The sequence below is a fragment of the Lactobacillus sp. ESL0681 genome (assembly GCF_029392835.1).
Classification (GTDB): Bacteria; Bacillota; Bacilli; order Lactobacillales; family Lactobacillaceae; genus Lactobacillus.
The window spans coordinates 1,722,346-1,740,057 of sequence record NZ_CP113943.1 but is presented as its reverse complement, the minus strand read 5'-3'; the positions used below and the strand labels follow the sequence as shown (position 1 = coordinate 1,740,057).

The window sequence follows — 17,712 nt, the reverse complement described above, 5'->3', positions numbered from 1 at the left end:
CCAACAAGAATCGTTCTTGTTAGTGCATTTTTGCTTATTAAAATTATTTTTAAGATTCTGAGGCTGGCGGGGTTGGCACAACTGGGTCAGAATCTGGTTTTGGTTCAGTTGGTTCGGCATGATACATATCTGCGACCGCATCAGTTGCACTGTCTGCTTGTGCTAAATCATCAGCATCAGAACTATCGATAACGATATCATCAAAATCTTTCAATTCAGAATCATCTTCAACTTTTTTAGGAAAAGAAGTTAATTGATTCTTGACAATCTCTGTACCATTATCATATTTTTGCTTTAAGTCATTTGCAGTTGGGTTTTCTTTAACCTTACGCTTCAAATCTTCTACTCGATCATCACTTACTAAGAGTGATCCGGCCACAAAGCCTGCTGCACAACCAATAATTGTTCCTAAAATAGCACTTGTAGTCTTTTTCATAAAAGTTGCTCCTTTACTTATTCTCTACCTTGACGACGTTTGCGTCTTGCAAACATTGATGTTACAGCAGAAGATATCACACCGCTACGCTTAGCGTGATTATTACTAAACTTCTTTGCTAACTTACGTGATGATGCATTAACATCCGACACGCTCGTCCCAACATCTGCAACTGCCTGAAAAACTGGATCTAAGGTCTTGACCTTGACGTTAACATCGGCTAGTAAGACATTGGTCTTATCAAGCAAATCATTCGTTTGATCAAGTATAACATTAACATCTTTAGTTAGCTGTTGAATTGAATCATTAGTGGTAGCAATTGTCTCATTTATTTGCTTAGTCGTCTTCGCCATCCGAACTAGTACCGGTATTGCGAACAACACTAAAATCAACAACGCTACTGCCGCAATTAATCCAGCCAGCGCACCATAGGAAATTTCCATTTCTTACCCTCCAATTTTGCATCTAAAAAAAGTCTAGCATGAAAATGCTTCAATCTCAATCTTTATGTAATATTTTGTTATAGTTAAAATACAGAATATGAAAGGCAAATTAATGAACAACACGTTTAATTTCAATCAAAATTTTTTAAAAATTAATTGGGACAAAGTTGGTGAGCATTTAGGCACGATTGTTTGGCAATTAGTCTTATCAACCATCGTCTTTTATCTGATTGATCATTTCGGCAAGAAGATAATTAACCACTATTTAAACCATAGTAAGCGAAAACAGACTAAACGTACTAGAACAGTTACTGCACTAATTAACAGTATCTTTCAATATACCGTAATTTTCTTTTATTTGTTTGGAGTACTTTCAATTTTAGGAATTCCGGTTGGGACTCTACTAGCAAGTGCCGGAATTTTTTCGCTGGCAATTGGGATGGGCGCGCAAGGTTTTGTCAGTGATCTAGTCAATGGTTTTTTCATCTTAAGTGAAGATCAATTCGATGTCGGCGATGTGGTGCAGATTAATAATCAAACTGGGGTAGTCATCCAGCTCGGCTTAAGGACCACTAGACTCAAAGGAACTGATGGATCAATTATTTACATTCCCAATCGTAATATTTCGGTTGTGCAAAACGTTGCTCATGGCGGGATTGGACTTGATCTAGAACTACAGCTTAATGCAGACAATGATTTTGCTAAAGTTTATATGCTAATTAAACAAGCTAATCAGGAAATCAAATTAGCTAAAAAGACCCTTGTGCAAGGACCAAAAATTGTCGGTATTACCAAACAAACTGCCAAAACGGTTAGTTATGTTGTGCATTTTCAAGTTAAACCTGGACAAGAACAAGTTGTGCAAAATCGCTACTTGGCCGAATATTTAAAAATTCTCCAAGCTAACCAAATAACCCTTGCTGGCTAAAATAAAAGTGTCTGGGAAATAACTCTGATTTTTAAAAATTAGGGTTAAAAGTGGCCGTTAAAATCGAATATTATTGCAAATGTTTTTAAGCTTTGTAACTTTTTCAGAGCTTAATATGAACAAAAGATTGCATCAAAAAGGGAATGTTAGCTTTTTATTCTAACATTCCCTTTTGTGCTGAGTTTTTTCCCAGACACTTTTTAGTACTTTCATGAACAAAAAGTCCTAACTTTTAGTAATTTTACTTAAAGCATCTTTAACTGCAGCCTTTAAAGCCCGGCTAGTATTAGAGGCACCGGAAACAGCATCTACTTCAATAGTATTTTGTCTAATCATTTCTTTAGGCAATTCTTTAAGTGCCTTAAGCCCATAATCAGCCGATTCTTCCTGTTTTAAAACTTCAATATCTTGTAAATTTTGTTGTTCATCAACAGTTATGCGAACGATTAATTCATCGCCCATACCAATTGTAGACTTCCCGATAAATTGATTTTTCTTAGTTGAGTAAACTGCAGCTTGCATATCAGATTGACCCAAAGCTGAACTATCAACTGGCACCTCGCTAGTCTGCTGCTCACTTATCACCGCTTCCTTGACTTGCGCAGCATTTTCGCCTGCAATTTTACCAAAAATCAAACAGTCAGAAATGTCACCGCCACCTTGATATTGCCCATTCCAAATTGAACCTAATTCCCCAGCAGCATATAAGTGAGGAATCGGTTCACCTGCTAGGTCTACAACTTCAGCGCGCGCATTTCTTCTAGGGCCACCTTGCGTATTCAACATTCCCTGACTTAAAGGAACTGCATAATAAGGGCCATCATCAAATGCACGCATAGTTTTAATATCACGATGAAATTCTGGATCATTGCCGGCTGCAACACTTTCGTTAAAACGAGTTATAGTTTGTTGCAAGTTTTCTTTAGAAACAGTTATTTTATCTGCTAGGTCTACCAAGCTCGCGGCTTTAATTGCCCTATTAGTAACAGCTTGGTAGTAGTCGTCTTTGTTTAGTTCGTTAAATTGCGTTTGATCAAAGACTAAATACGGATGCTCTTGCGTCTGCGGCGCGCGCCATAAGCCATGATTATACCAATAACCATGTCTAGCAACTTCGTCTTCTCGATGGTAACGCGTGCCATCATCACCAATTCTCAAAATTGAACCATTATTCAGTGCTGGTCCAGCAAATAATGGTGCCCTTTGACCTTCATCAAAATGTAGAAGCGTCATTGAACCTGAAGTAGCCTGCATATGCCACAAATCAGCTCCTGCTTCAATCGCAAGATCAATTCCGATACCCTTATTATAAATCGTACCAACTGGGCCAATAAATGGCTCACCAACATAATTTTGTACTTTATCTTTATTGTTTTCAAAACCGCCCGAAGTTAAAACCACACCGCTCTTTGCTTTAACATTAACCTTTTGCCCAGCTCTTTCAATTTGAACTCCAGCAATCGTCCGATCATCATTGGCCTTAATTAAATGTAATGCTGGAGCATCAAACCAAACATCAATCTTATCTGTTCGTTTAACAACTTGCTGACGTAATGTTTTCCATAAAGCGGCATCACTATAGCCTTCATGTACCAATAAAAAGTCAAAGTCTTCCGCACCTGCTAGTTCAGGATATTCTGGCGTCATTGATTGCAAGCCGGCAAATTTTTGCGGCTGTTTGTCAATCATTTCACGAACACTAACAGGTTCAACGTCCAAATATTTTTTTAGATAGTCTTTCATCTGAGCCAATTCACGCGTATATACGTCAACCATTTCTTCATCATAGTTCATTGGCTTAGTTAGATTAACAAAATATTGCTTGATTTTATCTGGCTCAGAACCTGACATAATTAACTGGCCACAATACCGTGTATTACCACCTTCATGTCCTTCTTGAGCAGAATCAATTAATAAGACCTTCGCACCATTATCTGCCGCAAATCTGGCAGCTGTAGCACCTGCACCACCAAACCCAACTACAATTACATCATATACTGCTTGCCATTTTTTTAATTGTTGTTCTAGCATTTAAAAATCCTTCCACAAAAAAGATATCGCTTTCATAAAATATATGCTTATTATAGGACTTCAAATTTTAATGTCAATTTTTTGTGAAATTATTATAAAGCTTTTTATTCAACCCGTTCAAGCCATTTAGGCCAAGCCTCAAGCAACTTAACAATTGCCTTACCTCGATGCGAAATTTCATTTTTTTCCTGCATAGTCATTTGGGCAAAAGATTTATTCTTTGCTGGCACAAAGAACAGTGGATCATATCCAAAACCGTCTTCTCCTCGCGGTGCTGCTAAAATCTGGCCTTGACACTCACCAGTTACTACTAAATCTTGAGCAAATTCTCCAGGTTTAGACGCTACAATTGTCGTTGTGAATTTAGCAGTCCGCTTTTCAGGAACAATTCCGCCTAATTCTGCTAACAATTTGGCATTATTTTGCGCATCATTGTGTCCTTGGCCTGCATAACGAGCTGAATGCACACCTGGCGCTCCGTCAAGTGCATCGACCATTAGACCAGAGTCATCAGCCAGCGTAATCATCCCACTAAAATTTGCCAAAGCGTGCGCTTTTAATTTCGCATTTTGTTCAAATGTAGTACCGTATTCATCAACAATTGGTGGATTATCGAAATCGCGATTAGTTTTAACCATAATTGCTAACCCAGCTTTTTGAAACGCCTGCTTTAGTTCTCTGGCCTTACCTTGATTCGTAGTCGCAAATAAAATTTCTTTAACCATTATTCTTCTCCTCCTGTTAGTTTAGTTGCAGCAAATTCAGGATCTCCCAAAATCTTTTTCCCCAACTTATCCACCATTGCTACATCTCCAGTTGTGTAATATTTGTGTTTAGCATCGACATTTGCTGCTAGCAAATCAGCTTTTCGTAATTGAACAGCAGTCTCTTTTGTTACTTGAACTGCTGGATCAACCAACGTAATTTTAGGACCTAGCACTTGGGCAAACTCCGCTTGTAAAATTGGATAATGGGTACAACCTAGCACTAGTGTGTCAAATTCCTGCTGCTTAAGTGGCTTTATGGCAGTCTTTACTGCAGCCATAGTTACTGACGGCTCAGCAGCTTGTTCAATTAACGGTACTAGTGTCGGTGTGGCTAACTGTGTTACCGCAATCCCAGCATCGCGAGCCTTAATTGCTTTTAAATAAGCATCTTGCTTAATCGTATAATCCGTTGCCACTACCGCTACCTTTTGATTTTTAGTTGCTCTAACTGCTGCTAATGCACCAGCTTGCACGATACCAACAAGTGACACTGCAACTTCTTTTTGCAGGATGTCCAGTGCAGCAACAGTTGCCGTATTACAGGCAAAAATAATTACTTTAGCATTTTTTCTTATTAAAAAATCGACACTTTGCCTAGTCAAGGCCACAATTTCCGCCTGTGTCTTATCACCATATGGCACGTGACCATTATCCCCAATAAAAATTGTTGATTCATTAGGCATTTGTTTAATTACCTGTTTAACCACTGTTAAGCCGCCAACACCAGAATCTAGTAAGCCAATTGGCCGATTATCTGTCATATAAATTTTCCCCCCAAATTTTTTCTACTTTAATCAATTTTACGGTAAAATATAAGAGAATAAAAGGAATGGATATTTATGCAAAATAACAATCAATCAAACGAACATGTTTACTTTATCAATCAATTATACCGTGACTTTATCTTACCCACTATTTTAGGTGAAGACACTGCAGAAATTCTTTATTGGGCTGGCAAAAAAATTGCCCGCCAATATGACTTAGCCTCATTTGAAGACGTTCAGAGCTTTTTTGCCACAGCTGAATTTGGTACCCTTAATAAAACTAAAGAACGTCGTTCATCGATAACTTTCACGCTTTCTGGTCAAAGTGTTAGTGACCGCATAACTAGCGACAATCAAGAATTTACACTAGAAGCTGGTATCTTGGCTGAAGCAATTCAAAAAGAAACTGGCCGCACTACCGAATGTGAATTAACCATTGATGACAAAAAGCATCAAGTACAACTAATTGCTAGTTTTGATTAATTTAATAAGTTAATTAGTTGAATTTTTTCTCCCTCTTGCCATATTATTAAAGTAAGTTGAGGAGGCAAATCAAATGCTAAAAGAATTTAAAGAGTTTATCAAACGCGGTAATGTCATGGATTTAGCCGTCGGGGTAATTATTGGTGGTGCCTTTACCGACATTGTTAATTCATTGGTAAAAAATCTAATTAATCCATTGCTTGGATTATTTGTCGGCAAAATCGATCTTTCTAATCTAACCCTCAAAATTGGAGCAGCAACTTTTAAATACGGTGAGTTCATTAACACCATAATCAATTTTTTAATTATTGCTTTTATCGTTTTCTTACTAGTTAAAGCAATTAATAAGATAACCAATAGTGAAAAAGAGCAAAGTGAGCAAAAGCCACCTGAACCTACTGCTGAAGATTACTTGAAACAAATTCGTGATCTATTACAAGAAAAACACAATTAAAAAACTTCCTGCAATGCAGGAAGTTTTTTAGTCTGTATACTGATTCAAAATCTGATCAAGCTTGGCCTTAGGTGTATAACCAGTTAATCGATCAACAACTTCGCCATCTTTTTTAATGATTAATGTTGGAATAGCCATAATTCCTAAAGAACTTGGTGTTTCCTTATTTTGGTCAACATCCATCTTCGTAAACTTAACGTCTTGGCGTTCCTCAGCCAATTCATCAATTACTGGTGACTGCATTTTACAAGGACCACACCATGTAGCCCAAAAGTCAGTTAAGACCACGCCAGTTTTAGTTTCATCTTCAAAATTTTGATCTGTAATTTCATCAACCATGAAGTCTACCTCCAAACAAATCTTTAGTTCCAATCGTTATCTTCAGTATAGCAAGCCTACTTACTTTTTACAAGTAGTTTACTTCAAGAGCACGATTGTTGCACCATTGCCGCCTTCGTTTGCCGGAGCATAATTATAACTGTCAACATGTTGATTGCTGGCTAGATATTGCCAAACTCCCTTACGGATCGCCCCTGTACCAATACCGTGAATAATTGTTACTACATCTAATCCTGCTAATAATACGGAGTCAAAATAGCGATCCAAGTTAGTCATCGCCTCTTCATAACGCTGTCCGCGCAAATCTAGCTCTGAACTAGCGTTAGCTCTTCGCATACTACTAGTTGCCCGAACAATATGTTTAGCTTTAGGCTTAGTAGCAGCAATCCGTTCAACATCCTGATCGCTAACTTTCACCTTCATAATTCCCAATTGCACCTCATATTGATGCTCAGATAATTTTTTAGAAATCGTACCGACTTGTCCATACGACAAAACTTTAACGCGATCACCTACATTAACATGATGGCGTCTTTTTTCGCGCTGTAAGACCTTGTTTTGCGCTAAATTTTCGTTCTGTTTAGCAAGTTGATTTAACTCACCTTTAGCAGAAATAACTTCATTTTCTTTCAAATTACCCTGCTGTTGCTCAAGCTTGGCAATGATTTTATCAGCTTTTTTGCGCTTTTTAGCTACAATTTCACTAGCGCGTTCTTGAGCAAAATCAAGTTGTTTTTGCACTCGCTGATTATACCAATCAAGAGCCTGCTGCAACTTTTGTTCAAGCTTTTGACTGCGATCAAGGCTAGTTTGCAAATGATTGCGAGCATCAGTGGCTTGTTGCGTCTGCTGGTTAAGCCGTTCAATCATAGTATTAATTTCTGTATTTTCCTCGGACATTAATCCTTCGGCACCCTTAACTACATCCTCGCGCATTCCTAAGCGACGGGCAATGGCAAAGGCATTACTGTGTCCTGGAATCCCAATTTGTAAACGATAAGTTGGTGACAAAGTTTTCAAATCAAATTCCATTGAGGCATTGGTAGTTTTAGGACGATTATAGCCATAGAGTTTTAATTCTGGATAATGAGTAGTAACCATAATCTTAGCTTGTTTTTTACGCAAAAAATCCAAGATACTAATCGCCAGGCTGGCCCCTTCTTCGGGGTCAGTTCCGGCACCAATTTCATCGATTAGCACCAAAGTCTGATCATCAACGTGTTTCATAATTTGGATAATGTCATTAATATGTGAAGAAAAAGTACTTAAGGATTGCTCAATCGATTGTTCATCACCAATATCCGCGGCAATTTCCTGATAAACCCCGACTACACTGCCTTCTTGAGCTGGAATAAATAAACCGGCTTGCGCCATAAGCTGCAAAACTCCAACTGTTTTGAGCGTAATCGTTTTACCACCAGTATTCGGTCCAGTAATTAAAACAGTATCAAATTCTCCACCAAGCCGAATATCATTCGGAACTACCTTATCTTGATCAATTAATGGGTGCCGAGCTTGCAACAGATTAATCGTCTGATCAGTGGAGAGTTTAGGTTCCGTTGCCTGCATTTGTTTAGCTAGTTGTGCTTTTGCTTGCAAAAAGTCAAGTTCTGTTAGTCCATCCGCAATCTCGTCAATTGCATCAACTTCCTCACGCGCTAAATCAGACAAATTACGTAAAATGCGCTGAATTTCTTGTCTTTGTTCTGCTAATAAATTTTGCTGGCGATTATTTAAGTTTAAAACCGCACCAGGTTCAATAAACAAAGTTTGGCCGCTGGCACTTTGGTCATGCACCACCCCACCAAACTTACTGCGATATTCCTGTTTAACTGGGATAACATAACGTTCATCCCGAATAGTTACAATCTGTTCAGATAAATATTTGCTAGTATTGCCCTTAATGTACTCATCCATTCGGGCCTTAATCTCTGCATCATTGCTTTTTAGGGCATGACGCAAACGGGCTAAGTTACTTGAAGCTGTATCAAGTACCGTACCATCATAATCAAGTGATTTTTTTAACTCATTTAGCAAAACCACCGGGACAGCTAATTTTGCCAAAATATCAGCAATTGCTGTTAAATCCAATTGCTCTGGATCAATATCTTCTAAAAAGCCATTAATATCATTGGCCAAAACCAAAATTAATAAGATATTACCTAATTCTTCTGCATTCAGATTAGCCTTAATACGCAATCGTTTGGTGCTTGGTTCTACCGCCGCAAAATCTGTTAGTGGTAATTGGCCTTTAATGCGCAATAAGTTGACCATTGCGAGAGTTTGCCGCAAAGTTAGCTCAACTTGGGCAAAATCACCGCTAGGTTTTAATTGACCAGCACGCTTTTTAGCTGGCAAGGTAATTGCTAATTGCTTAAGTTGCTCTGTAATTTTATCAAATTCTAGAGTTTCTAGTATTTTAGTATTCATTCGTTAACTTTTTCTCTTTTAAGTAAAAAGGACTGGCATTGCCAGTCCTTTATTTTTATTCACCACTTAAACGGTCATCATCCAAGAAGGTGTTAAGTACCCCCTGCACCATGTCCCATTCTTCATCCGATTCAATTTCATGTAAATCGTTACTGGTTACGTCACCTGCATCATCTGCATCATAACTAAACGCTTGAACTTCTACTTCTTCATCATCGCCGACTGCAGCTGGATAAAGCAAGATATAGGACTTATCATAGTCGTCAGCATGAAATGTAAATAATATTTCAAATAATTCTTCATTACCCTTATCATCAACTAAGGTAATTTGCCGGTCATCGCCGTGCACTTCTTGTGTCATATTAATCCTTTCGGTGTAAGTCTAAATAATTTTGTAAAATCAAAACAGCTGCCATCTGGTCAACAACCGCTTTACGCTTATGCCGGTCATGTATTCCTGCTTCCTCAATTAAGACACGCTGTGACTCAATTGTAGTTAAGCGTTCATCAGAATAATAAACTGGTAAAGCAAATTTGTCTTGCAGACGTTTTCCATAAGCTTTACTGCGCTGAGCAGAAACTCCAGATGAGCCATCCATATTATGCGGCAAGCCTAATACAAAACCGGTTGGTTCAAACTTGCGTACTAATTTTTTTAAAGGACGCATCCCAAAGTTATATTTTGACTCATCAATTGGAATCGTTTCTACCTTTTGGGCAGTTATCCCCAATTCATCGCTAACAGCTACGCCAATCGTTTTTGACCCAACATCTAAACCAAGCAACCTCATTACTTATCTTTACCCAGATAGCCCTTAACTAGTTCTTCAATAATTTCATCACGTTCGTGCTTCAAAATTAAATTGCGAGCATCATTATGCCGTGGAATATAAGCTGGGTCACCAGACAACAAATAGCCAACAATCTGGTTAATCGGATTATATCCCTTTTCTTCAAGTGCATTATAGACATCTTGCAGAGTGTCATAAACATTCTTGCCTTTATTTTTATTGAAGTCAAAATGCATAGTCTTGTCTAGTGAACTCATAATCATTCCTCCTAGCATAATTTTACTTTAAAAACTAGATAAACTCAATCAATTAATTTTTGGAAATTATTGCAACTACTGTCTTAATTGCCTCAGCAAGGCCTGCTGGATTTTTACCACCAGCTTGTGCCATATCCGGACGACCACCGCCGCCACCACCAAATAATGGTGCGGCTTGCTTAATTAAATCCCCTGCTTTCAGACCTTGATCTAAAGCCTTTTGTCCAAGGCTAATAATCATGTTAGCCTTACCATCGCTAGCAGCTGCCAAAACTAGGACATCTGATTTTGGCTCTTTCTTCCAACTGTCAGACAATTCACGTAAATCTTTCATTCCTTTAACATTAGCTTTTTGAGCAATTACTGTTAAATTACCGGCTTGTTCAACGTGATCAAAGATTTCACCCGCTTTAGCTTGATTAATCTGTAAATTCAAAGCGCCAATCTTGGTCTGACTATCATGCAAGTCTTTTTCTAAACTTTGAACTTTATCAATGATATTTTCTGGTTTAGTAGATTTTACTTCAGATTGAATATTATCAAGCAATTCTGAACGATGAGTCAAATATTCGTAAGCCTTCTTGGAAGTGACAGCTTCTATACGACGAGTTCCAGCACCGTTAGCATATTCTGCCGTAATCTTAAAAATACCGATTTGGCTGGTATTATCAACATGTGTACCACCACAAAATTCAGTTGAAAAATCTCCCATTTGAACAACTCGAACTTTATCACCGTATTTATTATCAAATAGTGCTAAAGCCCCCATTGCCTTGCCGTCTTCGGGATCAGTAATCGTGGTTTCAACATTTAAAGCAGCCCAAATCTTCTCATTAACCAGTTTTTCAACTGCCGATACCTCTTTTGGGGTCATCGGATCAACCACGGTAAAGTCGAACCGTAAAAAGTCAGGCTCAACTAAACTACCAGCTTGGTGAGTATGTTCACCTAGAACACTGCGCAATGCCGAATGCAATAAGTGCGTTGCCGAGTGTGAATGGCGTAAGCCTTCTCTACGATCACGATCAATCTTTAAAACGTATTCCTCATTCTTTTTAAGTGGAAGAATTACTTGCACAAAGTGCAGATTTTGGTCATTAGGAGCATGTTGCACATCGGTTACTTGGGCTACCAGTTCGCCTGCCTGATTATAAATATTACCATTATCTGCCACTTGACCACCGCGCTCTGCATAAAACGGGGTCTTATCAAAAATCAAGGTGGCATTATCGTCACTCGTTTCATCAACTAATTGATCGTTTGCAATAATATCAATTAATTTAGCATGTTTTTCTTCATAAACACCATATTCAAATTCTGACTTATCCTTAATCCCCATTAAAGTCTCATTTTGTGAGCCCATCGATTGCAAGTTACCGCGAGCTTCACGAGCACGATCTTTTTGGGCTTGCATCTCAGTGTCAAAGCCCTGTTTATCAACTTTTAGACCAGCATCTTGAGCAGTTTCAACTGTCAATTCATAAGGAAAACCATAGGTATCAAACAATTTAAAGGCATCTTTACCAGTAATTGTTTGGTTGTCACTTGCTTTGGCCTTTTCAATTAAATCATCTAGCAATGCCAACCCTGATTCCAAAGTTTCTTGGAATCTTTCTTCTTCATTCTTAATTACTTTGGCAATGAAATCCTGTTGCTCGGTAATTTCTGGATAATGACTTGCCATAATTTGCCCAACAACTGGTACTAATTTATAAAGAAATGCTCCCTTAATGCCTAAATGCTGACCATTTACATCAGCCCGACGAATCAAACGCCGCAAAACATAGCCACGACCAGTATTTGAAGGTAGCGCACCATCTCCGATTGCAAAACTAACCGTTCGCACATGATCGGCAATAATCTTAAACGAGGTCGTATCAGCTTTATTTTCACCATATTTTTTGTTTGCTGACATTTTTTCGGTGGCGTGAATAATCGGCAAAAACAAATCAGTTTCAAAATTAGTTGGCGCATCTTGCAAGATTGATAATACTCGTTCTAATCCCATTCCCGTATCAATATTCTTATGCGGTTGATCAACATATTCACCATTAGCTAAATGATTAAATTGAGAGAAAACAATATTCCAAATTTCAAGATAACGGGCATTTTCACCACCAGGGAAGTTTTCTGGATCATCTTCGGCTACATCGTTATTTTCTTGACCACGATCATAAAAAATTTCTGAATCCGGGCCACAAGGACCTTCACCAATATCCCAGAAATTTTCTTCCAATTTAACAATATGGTCTTCAGGCATCCCCACTTTTTTCCAAATCTTTTGGGTTTCTGTATCTTTAGGATAAACCGTGCAGTATAGCTTTCTCTGATCAAGATCAAGCCATTTCGGACTAGTTAAAAATTCCCAAGCCCATGCAATTGCATCTTCCTTAAAGTAGTCACCAACTGAAAAATTACCTAGCATTTCAAATAAGGTTTGATGACGAGCAGTTTTACCAACATTTTCAATATCATTAGTCCGAATTGACTTTTGCGAACTAGTAATACGTGGATTTTCAGGAACAACTGAACCATCAAAATACTTCTTCATTGTCGCTACACCAGAATTTATCCACAACAGCGTTGGATCATCTTGTGGAATCAGCGATTGACTCGGTGAAATCGTATGTCCATGCTGTTTAAAGAAGTCTAAAAACAATTGTCTAAATTCAGAACTAGTTAGTTTCTTCATTATTTTTCTCCTTTTTTGTTAAATAAAAAAGCACTGTTAAGCAAATTTGAGGACGCTACGACACGCGGTACCACCTCAATTGCAACAGTGCTTGTTACCTCTTGATTATCTTAATTAGTGCTAAGGAGCATCTTTTAATTAGTAGTAGAACTTTTTCAGCCTAAGGTTCCTCTCTTTGAACTACTTCATTAAAAAACATATCTTAATCAGAATTATTTTACTACTTACAGCATCCTTGTCAATGCTAAAAGCTACATAATTAAACCTTTTCAACATTAATTATTGGCACTTTGATCCACATCAAATAATCCCTGATAGGTAAACCGATCATTATCATAAGTAAAGCGCAGCACACAACAATTAGGCATATCAGTAATTTGCTTAGCAATTTCCTCAAAAGGCAGCCAAGCCGCTAAAAACATTAGAATTGCAGCACCATGACTCACAATTAAAACTCGCTGATGATCTGGCTTAGCCATGATCTTACTTATTGTCTGATTGACACGCTCCATAACCTGCTTAGCAGATTCGCCATCATAATCCACAAAAAAATCTGCTTCAGCAGGATCTTTAAAATTAAACTTTGGTAATAACCGCTCATCTTGAGCTTCAAATAAACCAAAGTCCCATTCTTTAAGTCCTTTCAATCTGGTATAAGGCTGCTTAGTCACTAGTTCCAAGGTATCGCTAGCTCGCTCTTGAGTAGACGTGTAGGCGTGATCAAAAGTTACCCCTTGCTTTTGAAAAAACTGCCCTACTCTTTTGGCTTTAGCAATTCCGTCTTTAGTCAAGGGAGAATCCACGGCTCCCTGCACTAACTGCCTCTTATTAAAGATTGTTTCCCCATGGCGCATTAGATAAAGTTCTTGCATTCTTAACCCTTCTTAATCTAAATACATATTTATGCTACTTATAAAAATCATCAAAAACCGTAATCGGCAAATGACGCTTGTGTTCACTTTTACGCCATAATGATTCTATCTTTTCCGCAGTATGTTCTGCTACTTCCTTACCTTCTAAATAGTCATCAATCTCCTGATAGGTAACCCCCAGCGCCTGTTCGTCTGGTAAGGCTGGACGATTTTCTTCTAAATCAGCAGTTGGCGCTTTTAAATAAAGCTGCTCAGGGCACCCTAATTCTTTTAGCAGCTGCTTACCTTGGCGCTTATCTAAGCGAAATAACGGCGTTACATCAGCCGCACCATCGCCATATTTGGTATAAAAACCACTGAAATTTTCAGCTGCATGATCAGTCCCAACAACTGCGCCTTGATTGGCGCCTGCAATAGCATATTGTACTAGCATCCGTTCACGCGCCTTAAGATTACCCTTATTAAAGTCATTAATTGTTTGCCCGGCCGCAGTAAGACTAGCAACAGCTGCATCAACTCCTGGCTTAATATTCACAATTAGGTCTTGATCAGGTCTTTGAAAAGCCACAGCATCAGCTGCATCTTGGGCATCAGCCTGCTCACCATATGGCAAACGCACTGCGATATATTGGTAAGTCTGATCACCAGTTTCTTCACGTAATTCTGCAATTGCCATTTGAGTTAACTTACCAGCTAAAGTAGAATCCTGGCCACCAGAAATTCCCAAAACGTAAGTTTTTAATCCAGGATTTGCTAACAAATAGCCTTTTAAAAAGTCAATTGAACGCCGAATTTCTACTTGTGGATCAATTTTGGGTAAAACATGTTCATAAGCAATAATCTCTTTTTGTAGTGGTCTCATTAACTATCCCTTTCAATCAATGTTTGATAAACCTGCATAATAGCAGTTAATTGTTTTTCTAATGAAAAATTACTGGCAACGTACTTCTTTTCAGTTTGGGCTATCTGAACAAGCTGTTTGGGCGGTGTTGCTATTGCCGCCTTAAGAGCAGCCGTAATTGAAGCAACATCACCAATTTGGGCAACAAACCCGTGCTTTTGATCAGGAATCATCATTTCAATATCACCAACGTTAGTTGATAATAATGGCAACAAATTATCACTTGCTTCAAGTAAAACTAACGGAAAACTTTCAGAATATGAGGTTAAAACCGCTAAATTCATTCGCCGATATAAATTCTTCAATTGCTTCTGGGTCATAAAGCCTTGAAAAGTTACTTGTGGACCCAAAGATAGCTTTTGCGTTAGTTCCTTTAAACTAGCTAATTGAGAACCATCCCCAGCAATGTACAAATGGACATTCGCATTATCTAATTGCTTAAGAGCCTTAAGTAATAATTCTTGACCCTTAACCTTTTCGGCACGAGCTACATTAACGATATTAAAATGTTCATGGTCATACTTAGCTGGAATTTCATCATCATTGTGAAAAAAAATCCCGTTATAAATTACGTGAATTTTGGCAGCAGGAAGCTGCGCCTTTTTTATTAACAACTGGGCAAAGTTCTGCGTTACCGCAAAAATGCAATCTGCCTTTTTTAAAGTATGCAGATTTACCTTAGTAAACAGCTTGCCCAAAATTCCACGACCAGCAAAATCTAAATATGGGTCTGAATGGACGGTTACACACCAAACAGCACTGATTCTGCGTTTAATTAGCGACAAAAATAAATTTGCTCGTGCGCCATGAGTATGCACGATATCATAATTGCCCTCATTAATAAAGTTGACTAGTTGCCGCAAACTAGTTAGTGCGTAACGACTATTAATCCCCAAAACTTGTACATTCAACTTAGCCTGCCGTGCTGCTTGCGCAACCGGCCCTTCAGCTAAGCATAACAGGGTAAAATCTTGGTCTTGCTTTTGTGCCTGCCTTAATAAATTGATGATGTGTGTTAAGCCACCACCCGATTCTAAACCAGCATTTACGTGTAGCACTCTCATAACTTTTTGCGTTCCTTTTTAGATTGACGTACTTTACTAACAAATTTAGGCAAAACCAACATTCGTTTAAAGCGACTCGGATTTTTAACTAAGCGATAAAACCATTCCAAATGATTTTTTTGCCAAAATTCTGGTGCGCGCTTGACCATGCCAGAAAAAACATCGAAGCTACCGCCAACTCCCATCATTAATGCAGGTAGATCCTGGCGTCTGAGTAAAGCCAGAAGCTGTTCTTGACGCGGCGAACCCAAAGCTGCAAAAACTAAATCTGGTTTAGTTTTTGCTATTTGATAAGCTACGACTTCTAAGTCTTCACTAAAATAACCGTCTCTGGCACCAACTAATTGAATCTGCTTATAATCACGAGCAACCTTCGCTTTAACAGCTTGGATTACCTCTGGCTTAGCTCCAATCAAAAAAACCCGTAATTTACACTGATTGGCTCGCTGCATCAACCAAGCAAACAGATCATACCCAGTTACCCGCTGCTTAAGCGGTGTTCCTAATATTTGCGCAGCCTTAACTATCCCAATACCATCCGGAGTAATGTAATCCGCATCTGAGTGTAAGATTTTCATGAACTCAGGATTTTCGTTGGCTGTCATGACAATTTCTGGATTAGCGGTTACTACCAAAGTTGACTGATGAGCATCTATCCGTTTAACTAATTCATTTTTAAATTGTTCAAAATTTTTATTATCAAAATTAACACCTAGAACTGCTACTTTATCCATCGCCAACTCCTCTATGTAACTCTCCCTTTTATTTTAGCAAATAATCAGACATTACGGGATAAGTTTTACATTTTCAACTATAAATATGATACTATTAATTCGTCAAATAATAGGAGCCAGCACAATGAAAAAAATTATTACATACGGAACTTTTGACCTGATTCACTATGGTCACATTCGCTTGCTCAAACGGGCAAAAGAATTGGGTGACTATTTAATCGTCGGTTTATCAACAGATGAATTCAATGAATTTCAAAAGCATAAAGAATCTTATAATAGTTATCAAGAACGTAAATGTATTCTTGAGGCGATTCGCTATGTTGATGAGGTTATCCCTGAAAAAGACTGGAATCAAAAGATAACGGATATTAAAAAATATCAAATTGATACTTTCGTTATGGGGAATGATTGGCAAGGTAAATTTGACTTCTTAAAACCATATTGCCAAGTCGTCTATCTACCAAGAACCCCTGGAATCTCAACTAGTAAAATTAAAAAAGATTTACACTAAAAAAACTATGAATCAGCTTCAAACTGGTTCATAGTTTTATTTTATTTAGAAAAAGTAAATTCAAACCGGTCCGCTACATAGCTGGCCCGTGTATATTCAAACGGAACTCCCGTTGACAGTTCGGTCACCTGCAAACGCGTAATTAATGGTTCACCCTTTTTGGCTTTAAGTAGTCTAGCCGTATTTTCATTTGCTACGGCGGCTGAGATATGCTCAGTTACCCGACCAATCTGATAATTATTTTGTTCAAGCGTGCGATACAAATGCGTCGAAATATCTGCTTTCGACATCTTAGCAATTAAGTTATGAGGAATGGTTACTACTTCATAACAAATTGGCACTTCATCAGCGTAACGAATTCGCTCCATACGCAAAATTTCCGCATCATCTGCTAAATTTAAGCGTTCCTTTTCTGACAATGATGGCTTACCAACTTGATAAGAGATTAGCTTACTTGATGGAACTTGACCATTGGCATGAGTAATCTCTGTAAAAGACATAATTCCCGACATTTTTTCTTGCACTTTGCGACTGGCTACATATGTTCCACTACCCAAACGTCGTTCTAAAATCCCTTCATCTTCCAGAGTTTTAATCGCTTGGCGTAGCGTCATACGTGACACGCCAAATTTTAGCGAAAGCTGTCGCTCAGACGGTATTTTGCTACCTACTTGATAAACATGGTTCTCAATGTCACGTTTAATTTGATTATGGATTTTAATATACATTGGTTCTTCCATCAGTCCACCTCCGAATATGTCCTTTTATTATAAGCCAAATTGGTCTATCTTGCATGAGTTAAACTAACTTAATTC

Annotated in this window: 20 protein-coding genes; 4 read left to right on the top strand and 16 right to left on the bottom strand. The window is 38.2% G+C overall.

From position 1 onward, the window contains the following. Positions 1 to 49: 49 nt before the first annotated feature. Entirely contained in the window at positions 50 to 436 is a 387-nt protein-coding gene (locus tag OZX59_RS08255) for a DUF1269 domain-containing family protein (protein ID WP_277125903.1), read from the bottom strand. A 17-nt stretch (positions 437 to 453) separates the two neighbouring features. Then, positions 454 to 879, bottom strand: coding sequence for a DUF948 domain-containing protein (locus tag OZX59_RS08250; protein ID WP_277125901.1), 426 nt, complete (start codon positions 877 to 879; stop codon positions 454 to 456). 112 nt (positions 880 to 991) lie between these two features. On the opposite strand from OZX59_RS08250, the gene OZX59_RS08245 reads away from it, so the two are divergent. Then, positions 992 to 1,807 carry a mechanosensitive ion channel family protein gene (locus OZX59_RS08245; RefSeq protein ID WP_277125899.1) on the top strand — a complete coding sequence of 272 codons (816 nt, stop codon included), beginning with the start codon at positions 992 to 994 and terminating at the stop codon, positions 1,805 to 1,807. A gap of 225 nt (positions 1,808 to 2,032) precedes the next feature. Here the strand turns inward: OZX59_RS08245 and OZX59_RS08240 are convergent, their stop codons facing one another. The 3 genes from OZX59_RS08240 to murI form a co-directional block, all read right to left on the bottom strand. After that, positions 2,033 to 3,838 carry an FAD-binding protein gene (locus OZX59_RS08240; RefSeq protein WP_277125897.1) on the bottom strand — a complete coding sequence of 602 codons (1,806 nt, stop codon included), beginning with the start codon at positions 3,836 to 3,838 and terminating at the stop codon, positions 2,033 to 2,035. Positions 3,839 to 3,942: 104 nt separating this feature from the next. Continuing rightward, the gene (locus tag OZX59_RS08235) at positions 3,943 to 4,563 is read right to left on the bottom strand and encodes an XTP/dITP diphosphatase (RefSeq protein ID WP_277125896.1); all 621 of its coding nucleotides are present in this window, start codon (positions 4,561 to 4,563) and stop codon (positions 3,943 to 3,945) included. Next, entirely contained in the window at positions 4,563 to 5,366 is an 804-nt protein-coding gene (murI, locus tag OZX59_RS08230; protein WP_277125895.1) for a glutamate racemase, read from the bottom strand. Before murI ends, OZX59_RS08235 begins: the two co-directional genes overlap by 1 nt. Before the next feature lie 78 nt (positions 5,367 to 5,444). On the opposite strand from murI, the gene OZX59_RS08225 reads away from it, so the two are divergent. Together OZX59_RS08225 and mscL are read left to right on the top strand one after the other, a co-directional pair. Further along, complete coding sequence (locus OZX59_RS08225; RefSeq protein WP_277125894.1) at positions 5,445 to 5,852, top strand: YslB family protein; 408 nt, start codon at positions 5,445 to 5,447, stop codon at positions 5,850 to 5,852. 73 nt (positions 5,853 to 5,925) lie between these two features. Continuing rightward, on the top strand, positions 5,926 to 6,306 hold the full coding sequence (mscL, locus tag OZX59_RS08220; protein WP_277125893.1) for a large-conductance mechanosensitive channel protein MscL: 381 nt from the start codon (positions 5,926 to 5,928) through the stop codon (positions 6,304 to 6,306). Positions 6,307 to 6,333: 27 nt separating this feature from the next. Here the strand turns inward: mscL and trxA are convergent, their stop codons facing one another. The 10 genes from trxA to OZX59_RS08170 all read right to left on the bottom strand — a co-directional run bounded on the left by trxA (position 6,334) and on the right by OZX59_RS08170 (position 16,386). Then, complete coding sequence (gene trxA / locus OZX59_RS08215) at positions 6,334 to 6,645, bottom strand: thioredoxin (RefSeq protein ID WP_277125892.1); 312 nt, start codon at positions 6,643 to 6,645, stop codon at positions 6,334 to 6,336. 78 nt (positions 6,646 to 6,723) lie between these two features. Then, positions 6,724 to 9,075, bottom strand: a complete 2,352-nt coding sequence (locus OZX59_RS08210; RefSeq protein ID WP_277125891.1) for an endonuclease MutS2 — start codon at positions 9,073 to 9,075, stop codon at positions 6,724 to 6,726. A gap of 55 nt (positions 9,076 to 9,130) precedes the next feature. Continuing rightward, positions 9,131 to 9,436 carry a DUF1292 domain-containing protein gene (locus tag OZX59_RS08205; protein ID WP_277125890.1) on the bottom strand — a complete coding sequence of 102 codons (306 nt, stop codon included), beginning with the start codon at positions 9,434 to 9,436 and terminating at the stop codon, positions 9,131 to 9,133. Position 9,437: 1 nt separating this feature from the next. Further along, a complete protein-coding gene (ruvX, locus tag OZX59_RS08200; protein WP_277125888.1) occupies positions 9,438 to 9,866 on the bottom strand; it encodes a Holliday junction resolvase RuvX in 429 nt (142 codons plus the stop codon). Further along, on the bottom strand, positions 9,866 to 10,123 hold the full coding sequence (locus OZX59_RS08195; RefSeq protein WP_277125887.1) for an IreB family regulatory phosphoprotein: 258 nt from the start codon (positions 10,121 to 10,123) through the stop codon (positions 9,866 to 9,868). Before OZX59_RS08195 ends, ruvX begins: the two co-directional genes overlap by 1 nt. 52 nt (positions 10,124 to 10,175) lie before the next feature. Then, complete coding sequence (alaS, locus tag OZX59_RS08190) at positions 10,176 to 12,815, bottom strand: alanine--tRNA ligase (protein ID WP_277125886.1); 2,640 nt, start codon at positions 12,813 to 12,815, stop codon at positions 10,176 to 10,178. A gap of 275 nt (positions 12,816 to 13,090) precedes the next feature. After that, positions 13,091 to 13,687 carry a histidine phosphatase family protein gene (locus OZX59_RS08185; RefSeq protein ID WP_277125884.1) on the bottom strand — a complete coding sequence of 199 codons (597 nt, stop codon included), beginning with the start codon at positions 13,685 to 13,687 and terminating at the stop codon, positions 13,091 to 13,093. 34 nt (positions 13,688 to 13,721) lie between these two features. Then, complete coding sequence (nadE, locus tag OZX59_RS08180; protein WP_277125883.1) at positions 13,722 to 14,549, bottom strand: ammonia-dependent NAD(+) synthetase; 828 nt, start codon at positions 14,547 to 14,549, stop codon at positions 13,722 to 13,724. Beyond that, positions 14,549 to 15,652 (bottom strand): glycosyltransferase, encoded by a 1,104-nt coding sequence (locus OZX59_RS08175; protein ID WP_277125882.1) that lies wholly within the window; start codon positions 15,650 to 15,652, stop codon positions 14,549 to 14,551. The genes nadE and OZX59_RS08175 overlap by 1 nt, the downstream gene beginning before the upstream one ends. After that, positions 15,649 to 16,386 carry a WecB/TagA/CpsF family glycosyltransferase gene (locus OZX59_RS08170; protein ID WP_277125881.1) on the bottom strand — a complete coding sequence of 246 codons (738 nt, stop codon included), beginning with the start codon at positions 16,384 to 16,386 and terminating at the stop codon, positions 15,649 to 15,651. The genes OZX59_RS08175 and OZX59_RS08170 overlap by 4 nt, the downstream gene beginning before the upstream one ends. Positions 16,387 to 16,510: 124 nt before the next feature. Here OZX59_RS08170 and tagD point away from each other — a divergent pair, with 124 nt between their 5' ends. Further along, positions 16,511 to 16,897, top strand: a complete 387-nt coding sequence (gene tagD, locus OZX59_RS08165) for a glycerol-3-phosphate cytidylyltransferase (protein WP_277125880.1) — start codon at positions 16,511 to 16,513, stop codon at positions 16,895 to 16,897. A gap of 41 nt (positions 16,898 to 16,938) precedes the next feature. On the opposite strand, the gene OZX59_RS08160 is transcribed toward tagD, so the two are convergent. After that, positions 16,939 to 17,637, bottom strand: coding sequence for a GntR family transcriptional regulator (locus tag OZX59_RS08160; RefSeq protein WP_277125878.1), 699 nt, complete (start codon positions 17,635 to 17,637; stop codon positions 16,939 to 16,941). Positions 17,638 to 17,712: the final 75 nt, after the last annotated feature.

Bases quoted from the DNA above. Each gene is read 5' to 3' on its own strand.
- tagD (WP_277125880.1), top strand. From the start codon at position 16,511: ATGAAAAAAATTATTACATACGGAACTTTTGACCTGATTCACTATGGT.
- ruvX (WP_277125888.1), bottom strand. From the start codon at position 9,866: ATGAGGTTGCTTGGTTTAGATGTTGGGTCAAAAACGATTGGCGTAGCT.
- OZX59_RS08225 (WP_277125894.1), top strand. From the start codon at position 5,445: ATGCAAAATAACAATCAATCAAACGAACATGTTTACTTTATCAATCAA.
- trxA (WP_277125892.1), bottom strand. From the start codon at position 6,645: ATGGTTGATGAAATTACAGATCAAAATTTTGAAGATGAAACTAAAACT.
- murI (WP_277125895.1), bottom strand. From the start codon at position 5,366: ATGACAGATAATCGGCCAATTGGCTTACTAGATTCTGGTGTTGGCGGC.
- OZX59_RS08195 (WP_277125887.1), bottom strand. From the start codon at position 10,123: ATGAGTTCACTAGACAAGACTATGCATTTTGACTTCAATAAAAATAAA.
- OZX59_RS08235 (WP_277125896.1), bottom strand. From the start codon at position 4,563: ATGGTTAAAGAAATTTTATTTGCGACTACGAATCAAGGTAAGGCCAGA.
- alaS (WP_277125886.1), bottom strand. From the start codon at position 12,815: ATGAAGAAACTAACTAGTTCTGAATTTAGACAATTGTTTTTAGACTTC.
- mscL (WP_277125893.1), top strand. From the start codon at position 5,926: ATGCTAAAAGAATTTAAAGAGTTTATCAAACGCGGTAATGTCATGGAT.
- OZX59_RS08205 (WP_277125890.1), bottom strand. From the start codon at position 9,436: ATGACACAAGAAGTGCACGGCGATGACCGGCAAATTACCTTAGTTGAT.
- nadE (WP_277125883.1), bottom strand. From the start codon at position 14,549: ATGAGACCACTACAAAAAGAGATTATTGCTTATGAACATGTTTTACCC.
- OZX59_RS08245 (WP_277125899.1), top strand. From the start codon at position 992: ATGAACAACACGTTTAATTTCAATCAAAATTTTTTAAAAATTAATTGG.
- OZX59_RS08255 (WP_277125903.1), bottom strand. From the start codon at position 436: ATGAAAAAGACTACAAGTGCTATTTTAGGAACAATTATTGGTTGTGCA.
- OZX59_RS08175 (WP_277125882.1), bottom strand. From the start codon at position 15,652: ATGAGAGTGCTACACGTAAATGCTGGTTTAGAATCGGGTGGTGGCTTA.
- OZX59_RS08160 (WP_277125878.1), bottom strand. From the start codon at position 17,637: ATGGAAGAACCAATGTATATTAAAATCCATAATCAAATTAAACGTGAC.
- OZX59_RS08250 (WP_277125901.1), bottom strand. From the start codon at position 879: ATGGAAATTTCCTATGGTGCGCTGGCTGGATTAATTGCGGCAGTAGCG.
- OZX59_RS08185 (WP_277125884.1), bottom strand. From the start codon at position 13,687: ATGCAAGAACTTTATCTAATGCGCCATGGGGAAACAATCTTTAATAAG.
- OZX59_RS08210 (WP_277125891.1), bottom strand. From the start codon at position 9,075: ATGAATACTAAAATACTAGAAACTCTAGAATTTGATAAAATTACAGAG.
- OZX59_RS08240 (WP_277125897.1), bottom strand. From the start codon at position 3,838: ATGCTAGAACAACAATTAAAAAAATGGCAAGCAGTATATGATGTAATT.
- OZX59_RS08170 (WP_277125881.1), bottom strand. From the start codon at position 16,386: ATGGATAAAGTAGCAGTTCTAGGTGTTAATTTTGATAATAAAAATTTT.